This window comes from Lysinibacillus sp. FJAT-14745 (genome assembly GCF_001275675.1).
Taxonomy (GTDB): Bacteria; Bacillota; Bacilli; order Bacillales_A; family Planococcaceae; genus Lysinibacillus.
This window is the reverse complement of record NZ_LITM01000002.1, coordinates 527,026-549,167: the sequence shown is the minus strand read 5'-3', so window position 1 is coordinate 549,167 and position 22,142 is coordinate 527,026. Positions and strand designations below refer to the sequence as shown.

Here is a 22,142-nt window from a genome sequence, read left to right as displayed (position 1 = left end):
TAAAATTATTACAATGATTTCCGTTGTCGGAATGATTTTTTAGAGGTTTTGTTATGTCCAAGCCAGTTTGAAAATAACCGTTGGAAAAAAGAAGTGACTCTCCCTTGCTTTATATACGTAATATGAGCAGTTGAAATTTCAGGCACATCATGATGCTTTAAATAAACCTTTCCAGGCGTAATATTAAGTATCTTTCCTTTTATTGAGGTTGTAGCATATATAGTCAGCTTCGTCCCTTTCCATGTTTTCAAATTTGTCTCTAATAATTCTTCAAAGAATTGTTGTCTTAATACTTGTTTATTTGAAACTGTATGACTGAAGTTTGTTAATAGTTTTTTTCGCAGCTCTTCATCAATCACGACATTTTGGTGTGTGTTATGAATTGCGGGAATGCCAAACGGGGATTTAGCTGAGTGAATTGTAATGTACGGTATCCAAATCCGAGTAAAGAGTGTTTTTAACATAACGAAATTTCGTCCTATTGTATGAACTTTACCCACAGTATGGATGTTCTGATCGCCATTTTTGGAATAGACCTCTACAAGCTGATTTTTTTTAAATTTAAAAAATTTCATAAGCATCATTTGCTTTTTAAAATGGGGGAGATGCTCCCCAAGGTTTTGTATATTTACACCATGAATAAATTCTTGTAATAATTTCAATTCATATAAAGGTAAAGGGCTCGCGGGAGAAGTGTAACGTTCCTCTTTTTTCAGTTCCGGATGTTCATAATCATATGTGTTTGTAATGCCAACAACCTCTTTTGTTTTCTTCAAAAAAAATCTCCTCCTATATAACAAAAAATTTTGCAATTTCCAAAGTTAAGCTACCTACTTCAAAACTTTCGTATAGTGCAAGGAACATTAGTAAGAGTCTAAGTAATCAATTTATCTGTACAACAGGTATTTCTTTTCATCGGAATTTCATAACAAGAAGATGACATATATTGAAAATAAAGGAGCTGACTATTTGAGTGTAATATTATGGTTAATATTAATGAGTTATTTTATTGTTTGTTTTGTCACGTATACTTTTTTATACAGGATAAAATTTTTAATTAGCTATCATCTTGGTATGAATATCGCCATGTTAAGTAGTGGAGTGATGGGATTGGCTGTTGGTGTAGTTCTTGGCAATGCATTTCCTAGCCAATATACGTTGGTTACGATTTTTGTTACGGTGATTGCCATTGCAATCGGTGCAATATTTGGCGCATTAGTAGACTACCAAACTTTGCTTTCAGGTGTTTCAGGAGGATTAATGGCGGGAATAATGGGGCCGATGATTGGTGTAATGGCTGATTTCGGTTTTATAATTTTTTGTACCATTCTTACGTATGTAATATTTGGAATGCTCTGTTTATCCGTACGTTCTTAGCGTTCGGATAATGGATTGTGCATTAAATGAAGATAGAAATAAAAATGACGGTCCAGTGTAGTTATAGTTTGGAGCGAATGACTTTTTCTGTCGCAATTATCGCAATAACAGCAAGTAGTTTACACAGTAAATAAAATAGCCAATTGTTTAATGATTCTAATGTATTTGATAAATAAACAATCGCCTCAAAGAAACCAGTAAATAATAATACGATAATACACCAAAATGAGTATTTGGAAAATGAAGATGAAAATGAATGGATAAATAATTGATGCTTACGCCAAAAGCTGAGTATAAACAGTAGCCGTCCTGCCCAAATAGAAAATGCGAAGAGAAGGGCGCTATGACTAATGATCAAAAGACTAGGTGTTTCAAATGCAAATGAATACCCATTTAAGACTAAAATTAAAAACATCCAGATTAGATCGAACCATTTTTTGCGAAATAGACAGACAAAGCCAATGAGTGATATAACAAGTGATGCATACCACATCAAATCGAACGTAGAATTAATCAACAAATTACCAGAGTTGTTGAAAATCGTAGTAATGTTTAATTGCATTATAATCATTAAAAAAAGCCCAATTAGATGATGTATTTGAATAATGATCCCATAAGATATATATTTTTTCTTCAATTCAGTTGAGTACCCTTGAACAATCCTCCACCAAAAAACCCAACCAACGATTAAAGATACGCCTGTATAATAAATAAACCTCATTAAATAAATAAACCATTCTTTTTCTTTTAGGTCATAAAGCTGTAGAGTTTCTTGCTGGTATGAGATTGGTATGCATAAATTATTATCTCCAATTTGCTTAAATAATAAAGTACTGTCTATTTGAAACCGATAAGAACCTTTTACAGAATGTCCGTCATTAAATAAGACAACGTAATAGTGAACATAGTACATTCCATCCGGCAAAGTAGGCAATTCTAGCCGGATTTTTTGTTGATCGTCACTTATTTGAGCCTTATTACTAGTCATCGTTTGTCCCTTATTATCGACTACCTCAAGGGAGGCTTGTGCTCGTTTGATTTTCTCCTTAAAAGTGATGTTAATCTCTGTAGGAGCTGTTTCCAGTTGGCTATTAGGAGCGGGGTATTCCATGACAACAGATGAGTGCCCCTTAATATATTGAACACATATTACAAGTAATAATAATACAAAGAAAAATAAAACAAATCGTGGTCTAATTTTCATTAGGTTAATCCCTCCTAAGCAATCCACTAACATATTTTATTCATGACAGTCGATTATGGACTATTACTTAGAAAGGATAATTGGAAACAGCGTATATAATAAAAACTGCCTAATAGTTTAGACAGTTTGGAAAGGAATCAACAAAAAGTGCCATTATCTTTATCTGTGGATAAATAAATTCTGCTAATTTTGTCTTTGAGGATTGTAACAATCGCACCGTCTTGTTCTTTTATTTCTATAAAATCAATGCCGATATTGCAAATTACTCCGCACTCTATCGTACAAAAAACAGTTTCAATTTCAGCTTTCTGTCCTTTATATCTTAATAATTCATAATTTAGATTATCCGTCAATCCAGCAAGATTTAAAACGAAAAACTTGTCACAGCAAATGCAAGGGTATTTAGAACACTTTTTACATTTATGGCCATGTAGTGTTTGACGTTTCATTTGCATTTTCTTTTTAATTGTATCACTTCGCCTAGCGCACAAATCAATACCCCCTTTTTAGATGCTTAGGATAGTATATGCTAGTTCAATATACACTTTTAGGGGAATGTAAAGGTTCTAAAAAGTTGAATCGTTAGTGAGAAAAATTCTATTTAATCATATATATAAAGTGCATTGTTTCAACAAATGCCAAGCTGTTTAATATGTAAGGAGCGGCTTTTTTATGGGTAATAAAGGAATGTAACAGGCGTGTTGATTAGGAAAAATAAGTTTATTATTGAGCGATAAAAGGATTTTTTCGTTACCACTTTGCCAATATATTTCCATTTTAACTGATTGTAGCGTAGGGCTACTCGACTCCCGCGGGAAAGCGATAGAGGAACGAAGGCTAAAACCATCACATCCTGTGATAACGCCTTCGTGACCAACATCGTGTTGGCCCGAGACCCTGCACGGAGCGAAGCGGAGGGAGCGGCTCGACGCTCGCCCGCAGGAAAGCGAGTAGCCCGTAGCGGAAATCAGCCTCTTTGGATGTATAAAAATGGGTAATCAACACACCTGGGAATGTAACCTAAATTTAGAAATATATCTTGACCTTCAAGTTAGTTGAAGGTTTACATTGAAATTAAGAGAGGTGTGATGATTTGAAAAAATATATGACAATTCAAGAATTCTCTGAAAGAACAGGTATTGCCAAAAGCACATTACGCTTTTATGAAACTAAAAATTTACTGTTACCGGAGGAAAGAAGTTCAAATGGCTATCGGGTGTATTCAGATAGTCAAATTGCAACAGTAAAGTTAATATCCACTTTGCGATTAGCAGATGTATCTATTCATGAAATTCAAAATTATTTACACGAGCAGGATGAAACGACTCGCCAGGAAATGATGAAAACATGGATTCAAAATATGAAACAAAAACGGGATCTGTTGGATATTAGCCTACGTTACTTGGAAAGCAATTCTATTCGAGATGATATTTATTTGATTGATAAAAATGATGAAAAAATTATTTGGTATACAGCTCAATCCACAACGGGTAAATTTGGAGCCCATTTTGAATACAGAGCAAACGAATTAAAACAATTAAATATTAGCATTAAAAGTTATTATTTAAATTATTTATCAGGCCAAGATGTAATCAAAGCTCAAATCGGCTTTGGTGTTCCAGCAGATACTAAAATAAATAATATAACTGATAGTGATTTCATTGAACATATGCCTTCTTGTATATGTTTGGCATTACCATTTAAAGAACAAATGTCAACGATCAAGGACGGATACATAAAAATACTTCAATACGCGCTTCAACATAAATGGGTGCCGTCACGCTCCATCCTTGAGTGGTATCGAGGTGATGATTTTACTCAACTAGATTTATTGTTACCTGTAATGCAGATTGAGCAGGGATAAAAGGATTGGGGATAGTTTGAGGGAGGGGAAATATGAAACGATTCATCCGTTTTTGTATGAAAAATGCTTTAACAATGATATTAGTAATACCTCTTATTATTGTAGGAGGAATTTATTCATTACAAACATTACATAGTGAGAAGTACCCGAATATTGATATTCCATATTTAACAGTAGTTATTCCTTATCAAGGAGCTTCACCCGAACAAGCGATGAATGATATAGGGAAGCAAATGGAAAGGGAATTTATGAAGCTAGAAGGGAGAAAAAATGTTTATACAAACGGTGTAACCAATGCAGTATATTCAACTATTGACTGCTATTGCAACAATGGGCGCATTAATCCCAATGGCTATTTCAAATGAAACTGGGATGATATCAAAGTCTCTTTCTGTTGTAGTTATAGGTGGACTATCTACCTCTACTTTTTTAACATTATTTATTGTCCCTATTCTTTATTGTCTATTTAAAAAGAATTAAAAAATCATAAAGAGGTTGGGACAAAACTTTAAAAAGTGCAAGAAATCAATTTTAGAAATATTGATTTCTTGCACTTTTCTGATGTGGATTTTTAAAATTTCTCTTTAAATTTATACTAATGTCCCAGCCTTGTGACATTAGTACCATCTTCTCCGGCGCCTAGCAGGTATCCTTTGTCGAGGTTGAAACTCAGTAGACGGGAAGATTGGTTGAGGAATACTTTCACTATCAGTCACTTTATGAATTTGATGTTCCGGGAGTTCTACAATTGAAGAAGTGACATTTTGAGTATTATTCAAGAGCGGTGCAGATAGCTGATTATATTCCACTTTATCTTCTAAAAAAGCTGTTTCAGTTGAGCTAGTAATGTTTTGAGTGCTAGTTAAGAGAGGAATAGTTTGCGGATTATATTCTATTTCGTCTTCTAAATACGCTGTTTGCAAAGAAGCTTGAGAGTATTCTACTATTTCTTCAGTTGGAGTGATGTGTGGAATATAGTTCAAGAGAGGTATAGTATTCTCGTTATTGCCCGTAACAATAGTCGGGTCGTCGTGATGCAGTTCTTGCGAATGCTTTACGTCATGCTGGATTTCAACATGTGGCTCTTGCACAGGGTGAACGTCCTTCATGACGAGTATTGGTCGCATCATGTCATGATCTTCATGTTCTAGGAAATGACAATGCCACATATAATGGCCGACATGATCTTTCCAATGCATAATAATTTTCGTAACTTTCCCCGCTTCTGCTTTTACAGTATCCTTCCAACCTTGCTCATAGTTATGCGGTTTTTCAGGGGGACCTGTAAATTCCAGCCTACCTTCATTTTGATATAGCTCCCTATCGAAAGGGCGGCGTTCTAGTATTTTAAATTGAATTAAATGTAGATGAATAGGGTGATCAAACTGCGTGGCATTAATGAAATTCCAGATCTCTATACTATCAAGTGCAGGCTTTTCAGTAGTAGGGTCATGATACATACGATTATTTAATAATAACATGGGCCGACCAAAATCATCTGTCGTAGCAGTTAATGGTAAGTGTCTCTCTATATGTGCATCGTGTGAATGTAAATCCATTGATACTGCAAGCCTTTCTGGTATTTCACTAGTGTCCTCACACTTTAGAGGAAGACACACTTTAAACTGCATGATTTCTCTTGTATGTTCATCTATGAAATCTTCATCTGAATTGACTAACGTTATTTCCTGACCTTCATATTTTGAAAAATCGACAATGATATCTGTTCGTTCTGCCGGCAATAACTCAACAGATTGAATTTCTTGAGGAGCTGTTAAAAAGCCCCCATCTGTTCCGATTTGTATCATAGGCTCACCATTTGAAAGGCTAATGACATAACCTCTTCTATTGGAGCCATTAAGAAAACGAAATCTATATTTACGAGGTTCGACATTTAAATAAGGCCAGACTTTGCCGTTTACAACGATGGTATTACCAACAAAGCCGGGTGTAATAGATGGGTGTACGGGAACTGGGAATGGTGGCTCATCAGGATAGAAAAGAGAGCCGTCTTCATTAAACGATTTATCTTGAATTAAGATAGGGTACTCATAGTCACCACGAGGTAGGTTAGAACGCTCCTCAAGCGAATCCCGAAGTAAATAAAAACCCGCTAATCCCGCATAGACATTTAAACGAGTTAGCGCCATTGCATGATCATGATACCACAGTGTTGTGCCGGGTTGATGATTAGTATATTCATGTATTTCTTTACTGAATTTTGGACCTGTTTGCGCATAATCTCTTGTATACCATGCCTCGGGATGGCCGTCACTCTCCCAATCTACATTTGCGCCATGTAAATGTGTAACAGTTCTTACTTCCTTTGAATCGTTTGCCGCATGAAGTGAAAAATCAACTGGTAAGAAGTGCTTTAAGGGCAATTGGTTACTATATCTAACATAAATGCTTTTGTCTTTTGTAGCCTCAATTGTCGGTCCGGGATAAAGCCCGTTATAGCCCCATATGATTGATTTTGGGAAATCTTTATGGAAAGAATGCTCTGCTTGCATCATTTTAAGTTCATAATAATTTTTTCTCTGTTGGCCTTTATAATATTTAGGTTTAGCGGTAACCGGTTTTGGCAGCTCATCCACAAATTTTGGTATTGTCGCTGGATCTGTAGGATTAACTTCTTTAGTCAAAACATCACGTCCCTTTTCAATTCTTAAAATTGCTCATTACATCATCATATGGGTAAAAATAATAGGCAACAAGGACAATAATGGAGATAATTGTGCTAATAAAAAAATATCTACATTTAATAAATTGCAGGAGATCACTACTCAAAGCAACATTGGGTTAGCGATTATTAACTGCCAAAGGAAGCTTTATCGCCAAAAGGTGTGAGCATGGGTGTTTGTATCAATTTTAAAAAATATCCATACAAAAATTTCTGAGCAAGCAGATGGATACTTGCAGCGCGCTAAAAAATGACGGTCGTGCGAACTACTATGCTATTTGTGTTTTATCATAGGTATTTTAGCAGTAAATTTTACTTCCTATTTGCAATTGTGGATAGGAATTTTGCTATTGAAATGGTCATCATTTTTTAGGGCCGAACTAAAAAGAAATAAATTACTACCCGAATCATTTGAAAACGTTAATCTATCAACGTACAATATATGAAATTAAGAAACACGACAGCACAAAATTGTTGTATAATGTTGTGGTATGAGGAAAGAAAGCAGGTTGACAAAAATGGAAAGCAAAATGAATGTATGCGCAGTTATAGACATGCAAAAGCATCAGGCGTTCGTGTTAAAGCATACGCTAGATGTGAAACATAAGGTGAATATATGAAAAACTGGTTGATTTTCATTTCTGTCTTTATGGTTTCATTGTCACTTGTCATTAGTATTTTAGTACTCTGGAAAGCCGAAGCTCCATTCAGTTCAATTGAAGAGAAGGCTGAACAGTTGGCTCTTGATGCCAAAGCCCTCGCAGTTGTCTCGGAGTCTTACACATATAATGGCAAACATTCGTATGTCACTGTGTTCGGGGTAGATGAATATGGTGATAAAAAAGCTGTCTTTGTTCCGACGAATCTAGAAGCTGATTCAATTAAGGAAGTACTTTTAAAAGATGGTATTACGGAAAAGCAGGCATTATCGGTTTTAAAAAAAGAAGGCAATGTACAAAAAGTCCTCAATATAAAATTAGGCTATGAGGAGCCAGGTGCTGTTTGGGAAATTACATACCTAAACGATCACGATAAGCTCAACTATGTCTATATTATGTTTAAGGACGGCGACTGGTGGAAGCGCATTACGAATTTATAAGAGGAGTAGATCCCGTATGAAAAATTTATTAGCAAACCGTGTAAAAACTTTAACACCTTCTTCAACTTTAGCAATTACTGCGAAAGCAAAGGAATTAAAAGAGCAAGGTATTGATGTTATTGGTCTAGGTGCTGGTGAGCCAGACTTCAACACGCCACAAAATATTTTAAATGCTGCCATTGACTCGATGGAAAAAGGTTTAACAAAATATACACCTGCTGGCGGTCTTCCAGTACTTAAGAAAGCGATTATCGATAAACTTCAACGCGACAACAATCTTTCATACAAGCCGAATGAAGTAATTGTAGGTGTTGGAGCGAAACATATTCTTTATACTTTATTCCAAGTTATTTTAAACGAGGGCGATGAAGTTATTATTCCGATTCCTTATTGGGTATCTTATCCTGAGCAAGTAAAATTAGCGGGTGGTGTACCTGTTTATGTGGAAGGCACACGTGAGCAAGGCTATAAAATTACTGCGGATCAATTAAGAGCTGCTGTGACAGATAAAACAAAAGCAGTTATTATTAACTCTCCTAGCAACCCATCAGGTATGATTTATTCTCGTGAAGAGATTGCTGAAATTGCTGCTGTTGCAGAAGAAAAAGATATTTTAATCGTGTCAGATGAAATTTATGAGAAGCTTGTATACAATGGTATTGAGCATTTTTCAATTGCACAGCTATCTGATGCAGTGAAAGCACGTACAATCGTTGTAAATGGTGTTGCAAAATCTCACTCTATGACAGGCTGGCGTATCGGGTATGCTGCAGGGGATGCGGACATTATTAAATCAATGACCGATCTTGCATCACACTCTACATCAAACGCAACAACAACTGCACAATATGCAACAGTGGAAGCGTACAATGGGCCACAAGACGCTGTCGAAGAAATGCGTCAAGCATTCGAATCTCGTCTTGAAAAAATTTATCCACAGTTAAGTGCAATTCCTGGCTTCAACGTTTTAAAACCTCAGGGTGCATTCTACTTATTACCAGATGTAGCAGAAGCTATGGCTCATACTGGCTATGATTCAGTAGATGCATTCGCTTCGGATATTTTAACAGAAGCAAACGTAGCAGTGATTCCAGGTTCTGGCTTTGGTGCACCAACTACAATGCGATTATCTTATGCTACATCTTTAGAATTATTAGAAGAGGCAGTCCGTCGAATTGATACATTTGTAAAATCAAAATGGCAAGACTAATCCTTTTAACCAACTTTGGAGGATTTCTATGAAAAAAATTATGATTCAAGATATGCCAAAGCATATCGGTGAAACCGTCAAGCTAGGTGCTTGGCTAGCGAACAAACGATCAAGTGGTAAAATTGCCTTCTTACAATTACGTGATGGTTCTGGCTTTGTACAGGGCGTTGTTGTTAAAGAAGAAGTAGGCGAAGAAATTTTTGCCATTGCAAAAGGTATGACCCAAGAAACTTCAATGTACATTACGGGAGAGGTTAAAGCAGATGAGCGTTCAAGCTTTGGCTGTGAAATTGCTGTAACTGGTATTGAAGTACTACATGCAGCAACTGATTTCCCTATTACGCCAAAAGAACATGGTCCAGAGTTTTTAATGGATAACCGTCACTTATGGCTACGTTCTCGTAAACAACATGCGATCATGAAAATTCGTAACGAAATTATTCGTGCAACTTACGAGTTTTTCAACGACAATGGCTTTACAAAAATGGACCCACCAATTTTAACTGGATCAGCTCCAGAAGGTACTTCTGAGCTATTCCACACAAAATATTTCGATGAAGATGCATATCTTTCTCAATCTGGTCAACTTTATATGGAAGCGGCTGCAATGGCATTAGGTAAAGTGTTCTCATTCGGTCCTACATTCCGTGCAGAAAAATCTAAAACACGTCGTCACTTAATCGAGTTTTGGATGATTGAACCAGAAATGGCATTTGTGGAATTTGAAGAAAACCTAGAAGTGCAAGAACAGTATGTAGCTCATATTGTGCAATCAGTTCTGGCAAACTGCAAATTAGAATTAGAGCGACTTGGTCGTGATACTTCAACACTTGAAAATATTAAAGCACCATTCCCTCGTATTTCTTATGACGATGCCATTAAATTATTACATGAACAAGGATTTGACGATATTGAATGGGGCGATGATTTCGGTGCACCACATGAAACTGCAATTGCTAATTCATTTGACAAACCTGTATTCATCACTTGCTACCCAGTAGGCATTAAGCCATTCTACATGCAGCCACATCCTGACCGTGATGATGTAGTATTATGTGCAGATTTAATTGCACCAGAAGGTTATGGTGAAATAATTGGTGGTTCTGAGCGTATCCATGACTATGATTTATTAAAATCTCGTCTTGAAGAACATCATTTATCTTTAGATGCTTATGCATGGTATTTAGAGCTACGTAAACAAGGCTCTGTACCACATTCAGGCTTCGGTCTTGGATTGGAGCGTACAGTGGCATGGATTTCTGGCACGGAGCACATTCGTGAAACGATTCCATTCCCACGTTTACTAAACCGCTTATATCCATAAGCAACAATTCTCGCTGAAAGTTGAGGCGGGAGACTTGTACCTAACGCTTCGCTTTCGGTACAGATAAATTACTGCCCTTTAAAGCAGTTAAAATTAAAAGTCGCGTAGTTATATGTCTACGCGGCTTTTCTACTTACGATGGAAAAAGGAGTCAAGTATAATATGAGCACAAATAATAATCGACTCCGTACATGGACTGAGCAGAGAATGATTCAAATCCCTCAGCTTTTTTTTCAGTTTTATAAGGAGTTAAATATTGAGGATGATGAGGCACTTATTGTTATGCATTTACTTGCGTTCCATATGGAGGGTAATGATTTTCCAACGCCTAATGATTTGATGAATCGTCTCACAATGCCTGGCAATGACGTTACTTCACGTCTACAGCGATTAATGCAAAAAGGTTTCCTTGAAATAACAAGCGACGTTGATGCAAGTGGCAAATTATGTGAAAAATATTCGGTATATCCACTTTGGGAGCGTATTATGCAGATGATTGAAATGAAGGAACATCAAAAATCAGCAGCATCACTTCGACAAGAAGAGGGTGAAATATTCCGGTTATTTGAAGAGGAAATGGGGCGTCTTTTATCTCCTTTAGAGCTAGAAAAAATCGGGTCTTGGCTAGATGAGGATAAGCACAGTCCAGCGCTTATTAAGGAGGCGCTTAAGGAGGCTGTGTTTGCTGGCAAGCTAAGTATTCGTTATATTGATCGAATATTATTAGAGTGGAAAAAGAAAAATATTACGACACCACAGGCTGCACAGAAGCAAAGCGAGCAGTTCCGTGAAAAACAAACATTTAACAGACCACCAGTCCGTACAATGCAGCAAGAAACGCAGTCGACAAATAAAGTACCATTTTATAATTGGTTAGAAGAAAGAGAATAGGGGGCATCCGATATGTTAACAAAAACACAATGGGAGCATTGTCTAGCGGAAATGGATCGTATGTTTCCTGATGCACATTGTGAGCTAGTGCATGACAATCCGTTTGAGCTGACTATTGCTACGTTATTATCGGCACAGTGTACGGATGTACTTGTAAACAAAGTAACGAAAACATTGTTTCAAAAATATAAAAAGCCAGAAGATTATTTAGCTATATCCCTAGAGGAGCTGCAACAGGACATTCGCTCCATTGGCTTGTATCGAAATAAGGCAAAGAATATTCAAGCATTATGCCAAAGGCTATTAGAGGAATACGAGGGCGAAATACCAGCAAGCCGAGAAGCACTAGTCACATTGCCCGGTGTTGGTCGTAAGACGGCTAATGTCGTGTTGTCTGTAGCTTTTGATATTCCTGCACTTGCAGTGGATACACATGTAGAGCGTGTGTCTAAACGATTAGGGCTGTGTCGCTGGAAGGATTCAGTGCTTGAAGTCGAAGAAACAATTATGAAAAAAACACCGATGGACAAGTGGTCGAAAACGCATCATCAGCTAATTTTCTTCGGTCGTTATCATTGTAAAGCTCAAAATCCTGGCTGTCACACATGCCCTTTACTTAATGATTGTAGAGAAGGGCAAAAGCGTTTAAAAAAAGGGCAGGTGAAGGAAGCGTGAATGTAGAGGCAATCGAAAAGGAAAAAATGGATGCTTGGTTTGCAGAGTGGACAGAACTAGAGGCCAAAATTCATGCAGCTCATGATGCAAGGAATGGTGAAGCAAAAGGATTGATGGAAACGGCCATATTATTGTTTGAGCGCTTAGTGCAAGAAGCAGGCGAAGAAGTATTCCCCATTAACGGTGTCGAACGGTTAACCTTTATAAAAGCAAAGCCTGGTCAATATGCCTGTTATCGTCAGCTCGATGAATTATTTAAGGAAACAAAAAAACGAGCAGCACGGTTACGTTTGCAGGCTGCAAAAAATAATACAGACGGAAAGATAAAAGCAGGGGAGCGTTAAGCTACTCTGCTTTTAAGCGAAGCAACAGCAACAAACGTAGGCAGTGGAAGCCTTTCAACCATCAAATACCCGCACATATAGTTTTTTAACAACAAAAAAGCAGAGTAGCGTTGAGCTACTCTGCTTTATTTTATTCAGTACTACCAGTACCATCATCTGGTACGGTTGGTTCAGTTGGCGTTGTTGGTGGCTTGCTACCATTATTGTTGCCATTGTTACCTGGGGGGGTACCGTTATTTCCTGTATTGCCGCTGTTACCATTCCCACCAGCGTTACCATTGCCATTGTTACCATTGTTACCACCGTTACCGTTATTGCCATTGTTGCCACTGTTACCGTTATTGCCACTGTTACCATTTCCGTTACCGTTACCGTTGTGGTTACCATTGTTACCATTTCCGTTACCGTTGTGGTTACCGTTGTCTCCGTTGTTGCCATTTTGATCAGGTGCCGATGGTTCCTCAACATCCGGTTTATCTGGAGTATCTGGCTCTTTATTTTCATCAGTCGTACCTGTTACTTGGAAGGAAGTTGTCCCTGGTTTACTACGTGTACCATCTACAACTGCTACAACAGAAATCGTGTATTTGCCATCTTCCAGTTGTTTGTTGCTAATTGTTAAGCCTTTGTTATCCGTTTTACCAAGAGAAATAGTTTCTCCACCTTCTTTTGTAGCGGATACCTCGAAGGTAGTTGGTAGCGGTTCATTTGTATCCGGATTAAGCATGGCATCATGCTCCCAAGAAATATTGATAGATTGACCTTCTGTATCAAGGCTTGCACTTACATTGTATGGTGAAGAAAGTTCTGGCATTGCGTATTCATTTGAAACTTCCTTAGGCTCTGTACCACGTACAAATAGTTCTGTACGACGTTTCTCACTTGGAGTAAAATCACTTGCTAATTTAAGCGGCTTTGTACCTGCTTCAATTGTAGCTTCCACAACTGAGTTTGGTTTTTTGAAACGTGGTGTTTCAACATTCGCCGAAATATCTTTCATAATCTGTTTAAATAAATGTTGTGGTAAACGACGTTCATCCCAAGTTGTAATTGGATCAAAGTGTTTTTCATAACCACTCCAAATAGCGATCGAATAGTTTGATGTGTAACCAGCGAACCATGAATCCGGCACACTTGTATCCGGTAAATTATGCTTGTTAAAATCAGCGCTAGAATAGTTTGTTGTACCTGTTTTACCTGCGATATCTAACCCAGATACATTGGCTGCAGTACCTGATGCATCAGGCTTATTGCCGACAACGTCACGTAACATATCTGTCACCATATAAGCTGTATAATCACTCATTGCTACAGTTGGCTCTGGTGTGTAGTCTTTTGTTGTTTTACCATCACGGTAAACGATTTTTGTAATCGAATAAGGATCAGTGTAAACACCATTATTCCCAAATGCTGCATAGGAAGCTGCCATTTGAGTAGGAGACAACGTTATATCCCCACCACCAATCGCATCAGATTCATAAACATTTTTAGCATTAATACCTAAACGACCAACAAATTCTTGTGCTTTATCAATACCAACCTCTTTTAATGCTTTAACAGCTGGAACGTTACGTGAAGCATATAAAGCTTTACGTGCTGTTATTGCTCCCATATATTTATTATCCCAGTTGGTGATGGTTTGTTTCGAACTAGTGTAGTTCATAGGTTCATCCACAAGTGTTTGACCTGTTGACCATTTTAAATTTTCGATTGCTGGTCCATAATCTAGTAATGGCTTCATTGTTGAGCCTGGTTGATGGTGTAAGTCATATGCATAGTTGTAACCACGTGCAGCCCCGTAATGGCGCCCGCCACCGATTGCTTGAATTTGACCAGTTTTCGTATCAATGACAGCCACACCTGATTGAATCTTTTTTGTTGGGAAATTGCTGTCATCATTCATAATGTTTTCAACAGTTTGTTGTGCTTTCGGATCAAGTGTAGTATAGACTTTAATTCCTTCCGCCATTGCACTACCATCACCGTTTTTCTCTAGCTCATTAATAACGACATCAAGGAAGGCATCATATTTAGAGCCAGAAAATTTTTGACGTGTTGCGTCGTCAGCTAAACCAGCTTGAATGTTTACTTTCTTCGCTTCCTCCATCTGAGCTTTTGTAATTTTACCATGTTGATACATTAATCCTAGAACCGTATTACGACGTTTTTCTGCAAGTTCAGGATTTTTCAATGGATTGTAAGCATTTGGACGTTGTACTAAACCTGCAAGTAATGCTTCTTCATCTAAAGTTAAATCTTTTAGCTCTTTACCATAGAAATATTGGGCTGCTGTTCCGAAGCCATAAACACGACCTGACATCAGCATTTTGTTAAAGTACATTTCAAAAATTTCTTCTTTTGAATATTTACGTTCTAATTGGAAGGAAAGCCAAGCTTCCTGTGCCTTACGTTTTAATTTTTTCTCATTTTGTAAAAATGAGTTTTTGACAACTTGCTGTGTTAATGTAGAGGCCCCTTGTGCCCCGAAGCCATCACGGAAGTTAGCAAGTATGGCACCACCGAGGCGATAAAAATCCATACCACCGTGTTCGAAAAAGCGTACATCTTCCGTTGCAAGGATAGCGTTAATCATATCCTGTGGTATATCTTCATATTTTACATATTTACGGTTTTCTGCACCAATTGTTGCAAATATATCACCGTTTTTATCATAGAACTCTGAGGAAACGGGGTCCTTCAGTAAGTTTTCATCTAGTTTTGGTGCGGTACTTGCATAATAGGCGAATAACCCAGCACCTCCAATAAAACATGCAGCTATAATAGCTACAAGTGTTAACGTAATGCGCTTGAACCATTTTTTCTTCGATGGTTTCGGAGCGCTTTTTTTATTTTTTTGAGCGAGAGCCTTTTGATGCTCACCGCGTGTCGCACGACGTTCAGTCATTCTACTATCTCCTCACTTTCAGAACCATGGCTTTTTGCTTCTATTAGCTGTTGGATAATCGGTAAATAATCGATCCGTGGATAATAGCTTGTAGGAATTTCAAAAGCTTCCTTTTCTATAGTTGAAAAGGGAATCGATTTACGTTCACCGTTTTCCATCGCTAGCCAGGCCTTTTGTAAAACATCGTATGGCACAATAAAATATCGTTCAAAGGCTGAGAAACGAACGATAATAAAAGCCACACCATTTTGTTCCGTCACTTGCTGCATATGTGTCATTTGATGTACGTGAATATTCTTTAGGGGAAAACTGGATTTTGAAGCAGTTTCCTTTGCATCAAAATCAATATAGTGCCCGTTCCAAACACCATTGTAATCTGTTGTCGAGGGTGTTCGGAAATAAGCCTCACGAATAACTGCAGCACTTCGTGATGGGTACTCTACTTTGACGATTTGCACGGGAACAGGTTTCTTATGAATGATAGCAAGTCGCCTTTTTACATAATAATCGTTCGCTTCATTAATTTCATCTTCTAGTGTTTTTCCTCGATTACTAAAAGAATAATCTTTGTCCTTTCCCTTTTTTGCTGTCTTTTGAACAGTTGGATTAGGGGAATACAATTTCCCGTTCGGATAACGAATTGTCACTAAGTTCACCCTCTATAATACTGCTATTATACAATAGTTTACCATGATTAAGAAGCAGTTCTCCAGTTCCATTAATAGTATGATTGATGCTAGATTTTTGATGGTTGAAATTACCAATAAAAAATGGTCTTTAAGCAATTTTCGCCTCTTAAAGTCGAAAAATCTCATGTAATATACCTAGTTCTTTCACGCGAATCGTCAAAATAACTGATGAAATTCCCAAGCAAATTTAGAGAAAAAACTGTACTCCACGTTAGCTTTTACTTGATAGACGATTTTGTAGTGGACGAAATTTAATAGATTAGTTCAATTAAAATTTATCGAAATACTTCTTCTTTCAGCTAACTTACGCTTATTTTGTCACGCATGAAGGTAATTTTATACATGCGAGGAATACATAAATTAAAGCAAAGGAGGCGTTATTTTGAACAAGTTAAAACAATTAGTTGCGCAGTTGGATCTAGTCAATCAATTACTGTTAACGAGAGTGTCTTTGGAAAACAATGCTCAAAGCATGAATTTTTTTATGCAGCTCAAATCTGTTAGCCAGAAAGTAAGCTTAGCAGAAAAGAACTGGCAAGTAAAGAATGCTTGTTCGCCTATTAGTAGTGAAAAATGATAGACTTTGGTACACTTATCTCATATGCAATTTAAATAACCCAATATGAGTATTTTTCATACATTATCTACCATAATGAGTGATGTATCTTGAATAGAACTCATCATCAAAAGCTAGGGATGTCATTTTCTCAAAAGATATGCCGATTATTTAAGCATATTGGATGAGCCATAAATAAAGCTTTTATACATCATTGGGAGTGAAATTACTCATATAACATAAATAATTTAGTAGACTATTTTTTTAGGTAGAACGAATGTTAGTAGGTTCGAAAAATTAGCTTAAAATGATACTATGCGTTAACGTAAATGCAGATGAATTTTCATTTTAAGGATGGATTCAACCTAAATACGATAAAATTTTAAGGTTCATCACCAAAAGTTGTGTTGAAACGTGTGACATGTAATAGGTTAAGGCTTTCGCACAGACCCCTGTTGTTGCCGCCGCTACGCTTTCGCACAGACGTTGTTGTTGCTAAGCGACTTATCGGACGCCCTTAGGAAAGTGCACAGGTGGAACGGAGTCAATCTTACGTTATGGTGATGAACCTTCATTGATGAAATGAGGTGCAAAATTGTTATTAATACAGCAAACTTCCAAATTAATAGATGAATGTGATAAATGTGTTTCACGCTTCTGGCAAATGCGTGAGGAGAATCGTACGCCAGACTTTTTTGTTGAGGTTAAGCCATACGCTGATGTCATTCACCAGCTTTTAAAGGAATGGCAGCAAGAGGCGAATGAGTGGATTCAAAAAAATCGACCAAAATATATGCATACACAACAAATTGCTTCAGCGGTAGAATCGATGGAGCAATTTGTTGTGCAATCCTTTTATAAAGAAACGAGTAAAAAGCGTTTTTTAGATGCGATTCATTCAACCTCGTATACGTTAAAAATTTTTGAACGGCTAGTGAAGGAGATAGAAACAGATGTTATCGAAAAAAAGGACCATCAGTGAACTATTAAACGAGTGGAGATATGATGAGGAATTGAAGGAACGCATTTTACACTGGCAAACGCTTGAAGGGCGTGAAGCTAATTATGCACCTTTCCCAGAAAATTTACATCCTTCACTTATAAAGGCTCTTCGAACAAGAGGGATAGAACAACTGTATACCCATCAACGTCAGGCGTTTGATTACGCAATGGAGGGTGTTTCCTTTACTGCCGTCACTCCAACAGCGTCTGGAAAATCATATTGCTACCATTTACCAGTACTCCAAAAAATACTAGAAGATAAAAATTCACGCGCTATTTATTTATTTCCAACGAAAGCTTTAGCGCAGGACCAAAAAAATGATTTAAATGAATTAATCGAACAAAGCGGTGAAGAAATTTTAAGCTATACATATGATGGGGACACTTCGCCTGGCATTCGTCAAAAGGTACGTAAGGCAGGGCATATTGTGATGACAAATCCGGATATGCTTCATTCGGGGATTTTGCCACATCATACGAAATGGGTTTCACTATTTGAAAATTTGAAGTATATCGTCATTGATGAGTTGCATACATATAAAGGTGTGTTCGGTTCACATGTTGCGCATGTTATTCGAAGATTAAAACGTATTTGTGAGTTTTATGGTAGTAAGCCGATTTTTATTTGTACATCAGCAACCATTAAAAATCCAAAAGAGTTAGCGGAATCTCTAACGAATGAAAGCCATGCCTTAATCAGCGATTCCGGAGCGCCAGTTGGGAAAAAGACATTTCTTTTTTATAATCCACCTATTGTCCATAAAACATTTGGCGTGCGCCGAAGTGCTGTTTTAGAGGTGAGTGACCTTGCGAAAAGATTATATACAGCAGGTATTCAAACCATTATTTTTGCTAAAAGTCGTGTACGCGTAGAAATGATTGTGACGTATTTAAAGGAACTTACACGCAATAAGCTTTTAGATGAATCGGTGCGAGGTTATCGTGGTGGTTATTTACCCTCTGAGCGACGTGTTATTGAGCGAGGGCTTCGTGACGGTACTATTCAAACGGTAGTTAGTACAAATGCGCTTGAATTGGGCGTCGATATAGGTCAATTACAAGCATGTATCATGACAGGTTACCCGGGAAATATCGCAAGTGCTTGGCAACAAGCAGGTCGCGCTGGGCGTCGTCAGGACGAGGCGCTAATTATTTATGTAGCGCAATCAGCAGCACTTGACCAGTACGTAGTGAACCATCCTCTCTTTTTACTTGGCAGTGCACCTGAGGAAGCCCGTATTTATCCTGAAAATATGCTAATTTTAATGGATCATTTGAAATGTGCAGCGTTTGAGCTACCATTTTCCTCGCATGATACGTATGGTGAATATGAAATTCAAGAGTTACTTGAATATTTAGCGGAGGAAGGCGTTGTGTTTAAAACGACTGAGAAGTGGCATTGGATGAGTGATCGTTTTCCGGCACATGATATTAGTCTTCGTTCGGCTTCACAAGAAAATGTTGTGATTATTGATTTGACTATCCCTGCACAAACAAAGGTTATTGGTGAAATGGATCGTCATAGTGCGATGACATTGCTACATGAAGAGGCAATTTATTTGCATCAGGGCATTCAATTTCAAGTCGAAAAGCTAGATTGGGAAGAAAAGAAAGCGTATGTACGAGAAGTAGATGTTGATTACTATACTGACGCTAATCTAGCAGTTGAGATGAAGGTGCTAGAGGAAGATCGGAGCCGAGATTATCAGGGTGGGGTTATTTGCTTCGGTGATGTTGGCTTAGTCGCACAGGCAACGATATTTAAAAAAATACGCTTCGGTACACACGATAATATCGGTTCTGGACCTATTCATTTACCACCAGATGAAATGCACACAAGCTCTTCGTGGCTATCATTCACTGCGCTGGAAAAATGGTCGGAGGCGGAGCTAACAGACGCTATGACAGGAGCTGCATATGCGATGAATGCGTTTATACCATTGTTTATTCAATGTGATAGTAGCGATGTAGCAGTTGTCCCACAGGTAAAGGCAACTCATAATGAGCAACCGACATTTTTTGTTTATGATAAGTATCCAGGTGGAATTGGATTAAGTGAAAAGGTATATGATTTATGGGAAGATTTGTTGACTAAGACGCGAGAGCATGTAACGAGCTGTGCTTGTGAGTCTGGCTGTCCATCTTGTATTGGAGCTCAAGATAGCTTACAGCAAGCGAAGAAAAAAGTAATAGAACTTCTTCAAATTATAAATTAGAGTACTAAAAGGGCTTAAAGAGGAAAAAGTCTAAAAAACTATTCCTACAAGCCCTTTTTTCATTATTATATAAATCATTTTACGGTTAACATCTTACACAATCACGTTCAATATTTTAACCAAAATAGGCATATCTTCTCTTTATGCAGAAGCTAAAGGATGCGCTATGATTAATATAGGTTATACTTGTGGTAAAAAATAAGGACAATCCTCAATTTTGAAAGTGTTATAAACATGTTATAACAAGCGTTTTATCCACTGTTCATTCGGGGATTCACAATTTTGGGATGAGCACTCTGATGGTAATGGCAGCATGTAGGCTAAATGTGATGGTGATTCAGTCTTTCCATCAAGATAGTTTACAGGAACCAAAAAGGTACTATAAGTTTTAGCAATCTTACATGCAGAAAATGGTGAAGGTAATGTCTTACGAAAATAAAATTTTACAAATGAAAAAAATGCTCGGTAAAAAAACGACAGCAACTATAAAAAAAGAAGATAAACCTGCTTATCAAAAACCTGTTGCTCCAAGCTATACAGAACGGTGGGAAAAGGCGGGACTGACAGTTGTAGAAAATGAATTCGGTATTGTATTTAAACGGCAAGTGCGTTATCCATTTAGTTATCAGCACGGTCATTATAAGTTGCAATCATTTTTTGATGCATTAGTAAAATGGCAAGAGGCAAAGTTCGAACATCCATATGCATTAGAAATAAATGAAAAGGTAATGTTTTTTGATACGGAAACTACTGGCTTAAAGGGTGTAGGCACACAAATTTTTCTTCTAGGCTTTTTAGAAGTATCAGAGGAAAATGAAAGTTTTATTTTAACTCAATATATTTTAGCTGATCCTGCACATGAGGCAGCGTTACTTTTTGAATCAAAGCTTTGGCAAAAAAACGCGACGGTTATTACCTACAATGGAAAAAGCTTTGACTGGCCGCAACTTGAAACACGTTGGACACTCAACCAAAAAGAATTACCTAAACTGCGTACACAACGACAAATCGATTTATTGCATAGTTCAAAGCGTTTATGGAAAAATGATATGGAAAGAATGAAATTAAAAGCTGTGGAAGAAGAGAAGCTTGGCTTTTCTCGCATTGGAGATATTCCTGGCTATCTTGCACCTATTATTTATTTAGATGCAATCAAAAGCGGTGTTCCAGATGCACTTATGAAAGTCCTTCTTCATAATGAATGGGATTTACTTTCACTAATTACACTTTATGTCCATTCTACAAATTTGCTATTTGAAGAGATAAGCGAAGAATCGGCAAAAACGTTTACAAATATCGGGAAATGGTATGCTGATTTAAAAGAGGGTTCACAAAGCGAAAAAGTTTTGGAAAAGGTAACAACCCAATTTGATGCACTTGAAGCGGGAAATGCACAATATTATTTAGCCATACAGCATAAAAGAAATAAAAAGTTTAGTGAAGCGATCGATGCATTTGTGGCTGCTCTACATTTCGTTGATCCACGAAAAAAGTTGCATGTATTAGAACAGCTAGCAATGATCTATGAGCATCAAATGAAAAATTATGACCAGGCCTTTTATTATACGCAAGAGGGTATAAAATTAATAAAAAAGAATGAGCAATGGAGAGTAGAACAAAAGGAGAAATGGGAAATTTCTTGGGAAAAGAGGTTACTCCGGTTAGGAAATAAGAAATAATTTCCCGGGTAAGCGCAAGAAACGACAAGTTTAGCCTTACATTTGATGTTTTCAGACGATATAATGTGATGAAGTATGCTATAATGTAACGCATGTAGTGTGAGGAAGGGCGATGTGAATGGATATTAAATTAACGTCAAAAATGATCCTAGAAAAGGAATTTAAGAAAAATTTTAAAGGCTACAATGTAGAAGAAGTCGATTCATTTCTTGATGAAATAATACAAGACTATGAAACGTTCGAAAAAGTGGTGGCCCAACTTCGAGAAGAAAATAAACAGTTAAAAGAAGAAATTGATAGTACTCCTAAGAGACAACCTGTCGCATCGGCAGCTGGTACGACAAACTTTGATATTTTAAAACGTCTTTCGAATTTAGAGAAACACGTATTTGGTAGTAAGTTGTACGAATAATTTTTGTCAATT

20 protein-coding genes and 1 pseudogene are annotated in these 22,142 nt (G+C 37.2%); 15 read left to right on the top strand and 6 right to left on the bottom strand.

What is annotated here, in order from left to right; all coding sequences use genetic code 11:
• Nucleotides 1–8: 8 nt before the first annotated feature.
• Complete coding sequence (locus tag AMS59_RS04065) at nucleotides 9–776, bottom strand: hypothetical protein (RefSeq protein ID WP_053482479.1); 768 nt, start codon at nucleotides 774–776, stop codon at nucleotides 9–11.
• A gap of 193 nt (nucleotides 777–969) precedes the next feature.
• On the opposite strand from AMS59_RS04065, the gene AMS59_RS04060 reads away from it, so the two are divergent.
• Nucleotides 970–1,377: a hypothetical protein gene (locus tag AMS59_RS04060; RefSeq protein ID WP_234007674.1), complete on the top strand. Its 408-nt coding sequence runs from the start codon at nucleotides 970–972 to the stop codon at nucleotides 1,375–1,377.
• A gap of 61 nt (nucleotides 1,378–1,438) precedes the next feature.
• Here the strand turns inward: AMS59_RS04060 and AMS59_RS04055 are convergent, their stop codons facing one another.
• Entirely contained in the window at nucleotides 1,439–2,581 is a 1,143-nt protein-coding gene (locus AMS59_RS04055) for a copper resistance CopC family protein (protein ID WP_053482477.1), read from the bottom strand.
• A gap of 137 nt (nucleotides 2,582–2,718) precedes the next feature.
• Nucleotides 2,719–3,072 carry a hypothetical protein gene (locus tag AMS59_RS04050; RefSeq protein WP_053482476.1) on the bottom strand — a complete coding sequence of 118 codons (354 nt, stop codon included), beginning with the start codon at nucleotides 3,070–3,072 and terminating at the stop codon, nucleotides 2,719–2,721.
• A 602-nt stretch (nucleotides 3,073–3,674) separates the two neighbouring features.
• On the opposite strand from AMS59_RS04050, the gene AMS59_RS04045 reads away from it, so the two are divergent.
• The 3 genes and pseudogenes from AMS59_RS04045 to AMS59_RS26130 all read left to right on the top strand — a co-directional run.
• Nucleotides 3,675–4,445, top strand: coding sequence for a MerR family transcriptional regulator (locus AMS59_RS04045; RefSeq protein ID WP_053482475.1), 771 nt, complete (start codon nucleotides 3,675–3,677; stop codon nucleotides 4,443–4,445).
• A gap of 32 nt (nucleotides 4,446–4,477) precedes the next feature.
• Nucleotides 4,478–4,810: an efflux RND transporter permease subunit gene (locus AMS59_RS26865; RefSeq protein ID WP_053482474.1), complete on the top strand. Its 333-nt coding sequence runs from the start codon at nucleotides 4,478–4,480 to the stop codon at nucleotides 4,808–4,810.
• Nucleotides 4,755–4,925: pseudogene (locus AMS59_RS26130) on the top strand (efflux RND transporter permease subunit); the annotation flags it as partial. The gene AMS59_RS26865 and the pseudogene AMS59_RS26130, both read left to right, overlap by 56 nt.
• A 137-nt stretch (nucleotides 4,926–5,062) precedes the next feature.
• Here AMS59_RS26130 and AMS59_RS04035 read toward each other — a convergent pair.
• A complete protein-coding gene (locus tag AMS59_RS04035) occupies nucleotides 5,063–7,090 on the bottom strand; it encodes a multicopper oxidase family protein (protein ID WP_082337372.1) in 2,028 nt (675 codons plus the stop codon).
• Nucleotides 7,091–7,744: 654 nt separating this feature from the next.
• On the opposite strand from AMS59_RS04035, the gene AMS59_RS04030 reads away from it, so the two are divergent.
• From AMS59_RS04030 to AMS59_RS04005, 6 genes are all read left to right on the top strand, one after another.
• On the top strand, nucleotides 7,745–8,227 hold the full coding sequence (locus AMS59_RS04030) for a DUF5590 domain-containing protein (protein ID WP_053482473.1): 483 nt from the start codon (nucleotides 7,745–7,747) through the stop codon (nucleotides 8,225–8,227).
• Between the two features lie 16 nt (nucleotides 8,228–8,243).
• Nucleotides 8,244–9,437 carry a pyridoxal phosphate-dependent aminotransferase gene (locus AMS59_RS04025; RefSeq protein WP_053482472.1) on the top strand — a complete coding sequence of 398 codons (1,194 nt, stop codon included), beginning with the start codon at nucleotides 8,244–8,246 and terminating at the stop codon, nucleotides 9,435–9,437.
• Between the two features lie 28 nt (nucleotides 9,438–9,465).
• Complete coding sequence (asnS, locus tag AMS59_RS04020; protein ID WP_053482471.1) at nucleotides 9,466–10,761, top strand: asparagine--tRNA ligase; 1,296 nt, start codon at nucleotides 9,466–9,468, stop codon at nucleotides 10,759–10,761.
• Between the two features lie 162 nt (nucleotides 10,762–10,923).
• A complete protein-coding gene (locus AMS59_RS04015) occupies nucleotides 10,924–11,652 on the top strand; it encodes a DnaD domain-containing protein (protein WP_053482470.1) in 729 nt (242 codons plus the stop codon).
• A gap of 12 nt (nucleotides 11,653–11,664) precedes the next feature.
• Entirely contained in the window at nucleotides 11,665–12,327 is a 663-nt protein-coding gene (gene nth / locus AMS59_RS04010) for an endonuclease III (RefSeq protein ID WP_053482469.1), read from the top strand.
• Nucleotides 12,324–12,671, top strand: a complete 348-nt coding sequence (locus tag AMS59_RS04005) for a YpoC family protein (RefSeq protein ID WP_053482468.1) — start codon at nucleotides 12,324–12,326, stop codon at nucleotides 12,669–12,671. The genes nth and AMS59_RS04005 overlap by 4 nt, the downstream gene beginning before the upstream one ends.
• 130 nt (nucleotides 12,672–12,801) lie before the next feature.
• Here AMS59_RS04005 and AMS59_RS04000 read toward each other — a convergent pair whose 3' ends face one another.
• Entirely contained in the window at nucleotides 12,802–15,576 is a 2,775-nt protein-coding gene (locus AMS59_RS04000; RefSeq protein ID WP_053482467.1) for a penicillin-binding protein 1A, read from the bottom strand.
• Complete coding sequence (recU, locus tag AMS59_RS03995; RefSeq protein WP_053482466.1) at nucleotides 15,573–16,223, bottom strand: Holliday junction resolvase RecU; 651 nt, start codon at nucleotides 16,221–16,223, stop codon at nucleotides 15,573–15,575. The genes AMS59_RS04000 and recU overlap by 4 nt, the downstream gene beginning before the upstream one ends.
• A gap of 424 nt (nucleotides 16,224–16,647) precedes the next feature.
• Between recU and AMS59_RS03990 the strand changes: the two genes are divergently transcribed.
• The 5 genes from AMS59_RS03990 (at nucleotide 16,648) to gpsB (ending at nucleotide 22,130) form a co-directional block, all read left to right on the top strand.
• Nucleotides 16,648–16,842, top strand: coding sequence for a hypothetical protein (locus AMS59_RS03990; RefSeq protein WP_053482465.1), 195 nt, complete (start codon nucleotides 16,648–16,650; stop codon nucleotides 16,840–16,842).
• 574 nt (nucleotides 16,843–17,416) lie between these two features.
• Nucleotides 17,417–17,803: a YppE family protein gene (locus tag AMS59_RS03985; protein ID WP_053482464.1), complete on the top strand. Its 387-nt coding sequence runs from the start codon at nucleotides 17,417–17,419 to the stop codon at nucleotides 17,801–17,803.
• Nucleotides 17,775–20,039, top strand: coding sequence for a DEAD/DEAH box helicase (locus tag AMS59_RS03980; RefSeq protein ID WP_053482463.1), 2,265 nt, complete (start codon nucleotides 17,775–17,777; stop codon nucleotides 20,037–20,039). Before AMS59_RS03985 ends, AMS59_RS03980 begins: the two co-directional genes overlap by 29 nt.
• A gap of 422 nt (nucleotides 20,040–20,461) precedes the next feature.
• Nucleotides 20,462–21,718 carry a ribonuclease H-like domain-containing protein gene (locus AMS59_RS03975; protein WP_053482462.1) on the top strand — a complete coding sequence of 419 codons (1,257 nt, stop codon included), beginning with the start codon at nucleotides 20,462–20,464 and terminating at the stop codon, nucleotides 21,716–21,718.
• Between the two features lie 118 nt (nucleotides 21,719–21,836).
• On the top strand, nucleotides 21,837–22,130 hold the full coding sequence (gpsB, locus tag AMS59_RS03970) for a cell division regulator GpsB (RefSeq protein ID WP_053482461.1): 294 nt from the start codon (nucleotides 21,837–21,839) through the stop codon (nucleotides 22,128–22,130).
• The last annotated feature ends 12 nt before the right edge of the window (nucleotides 22,131–22,142 follow it).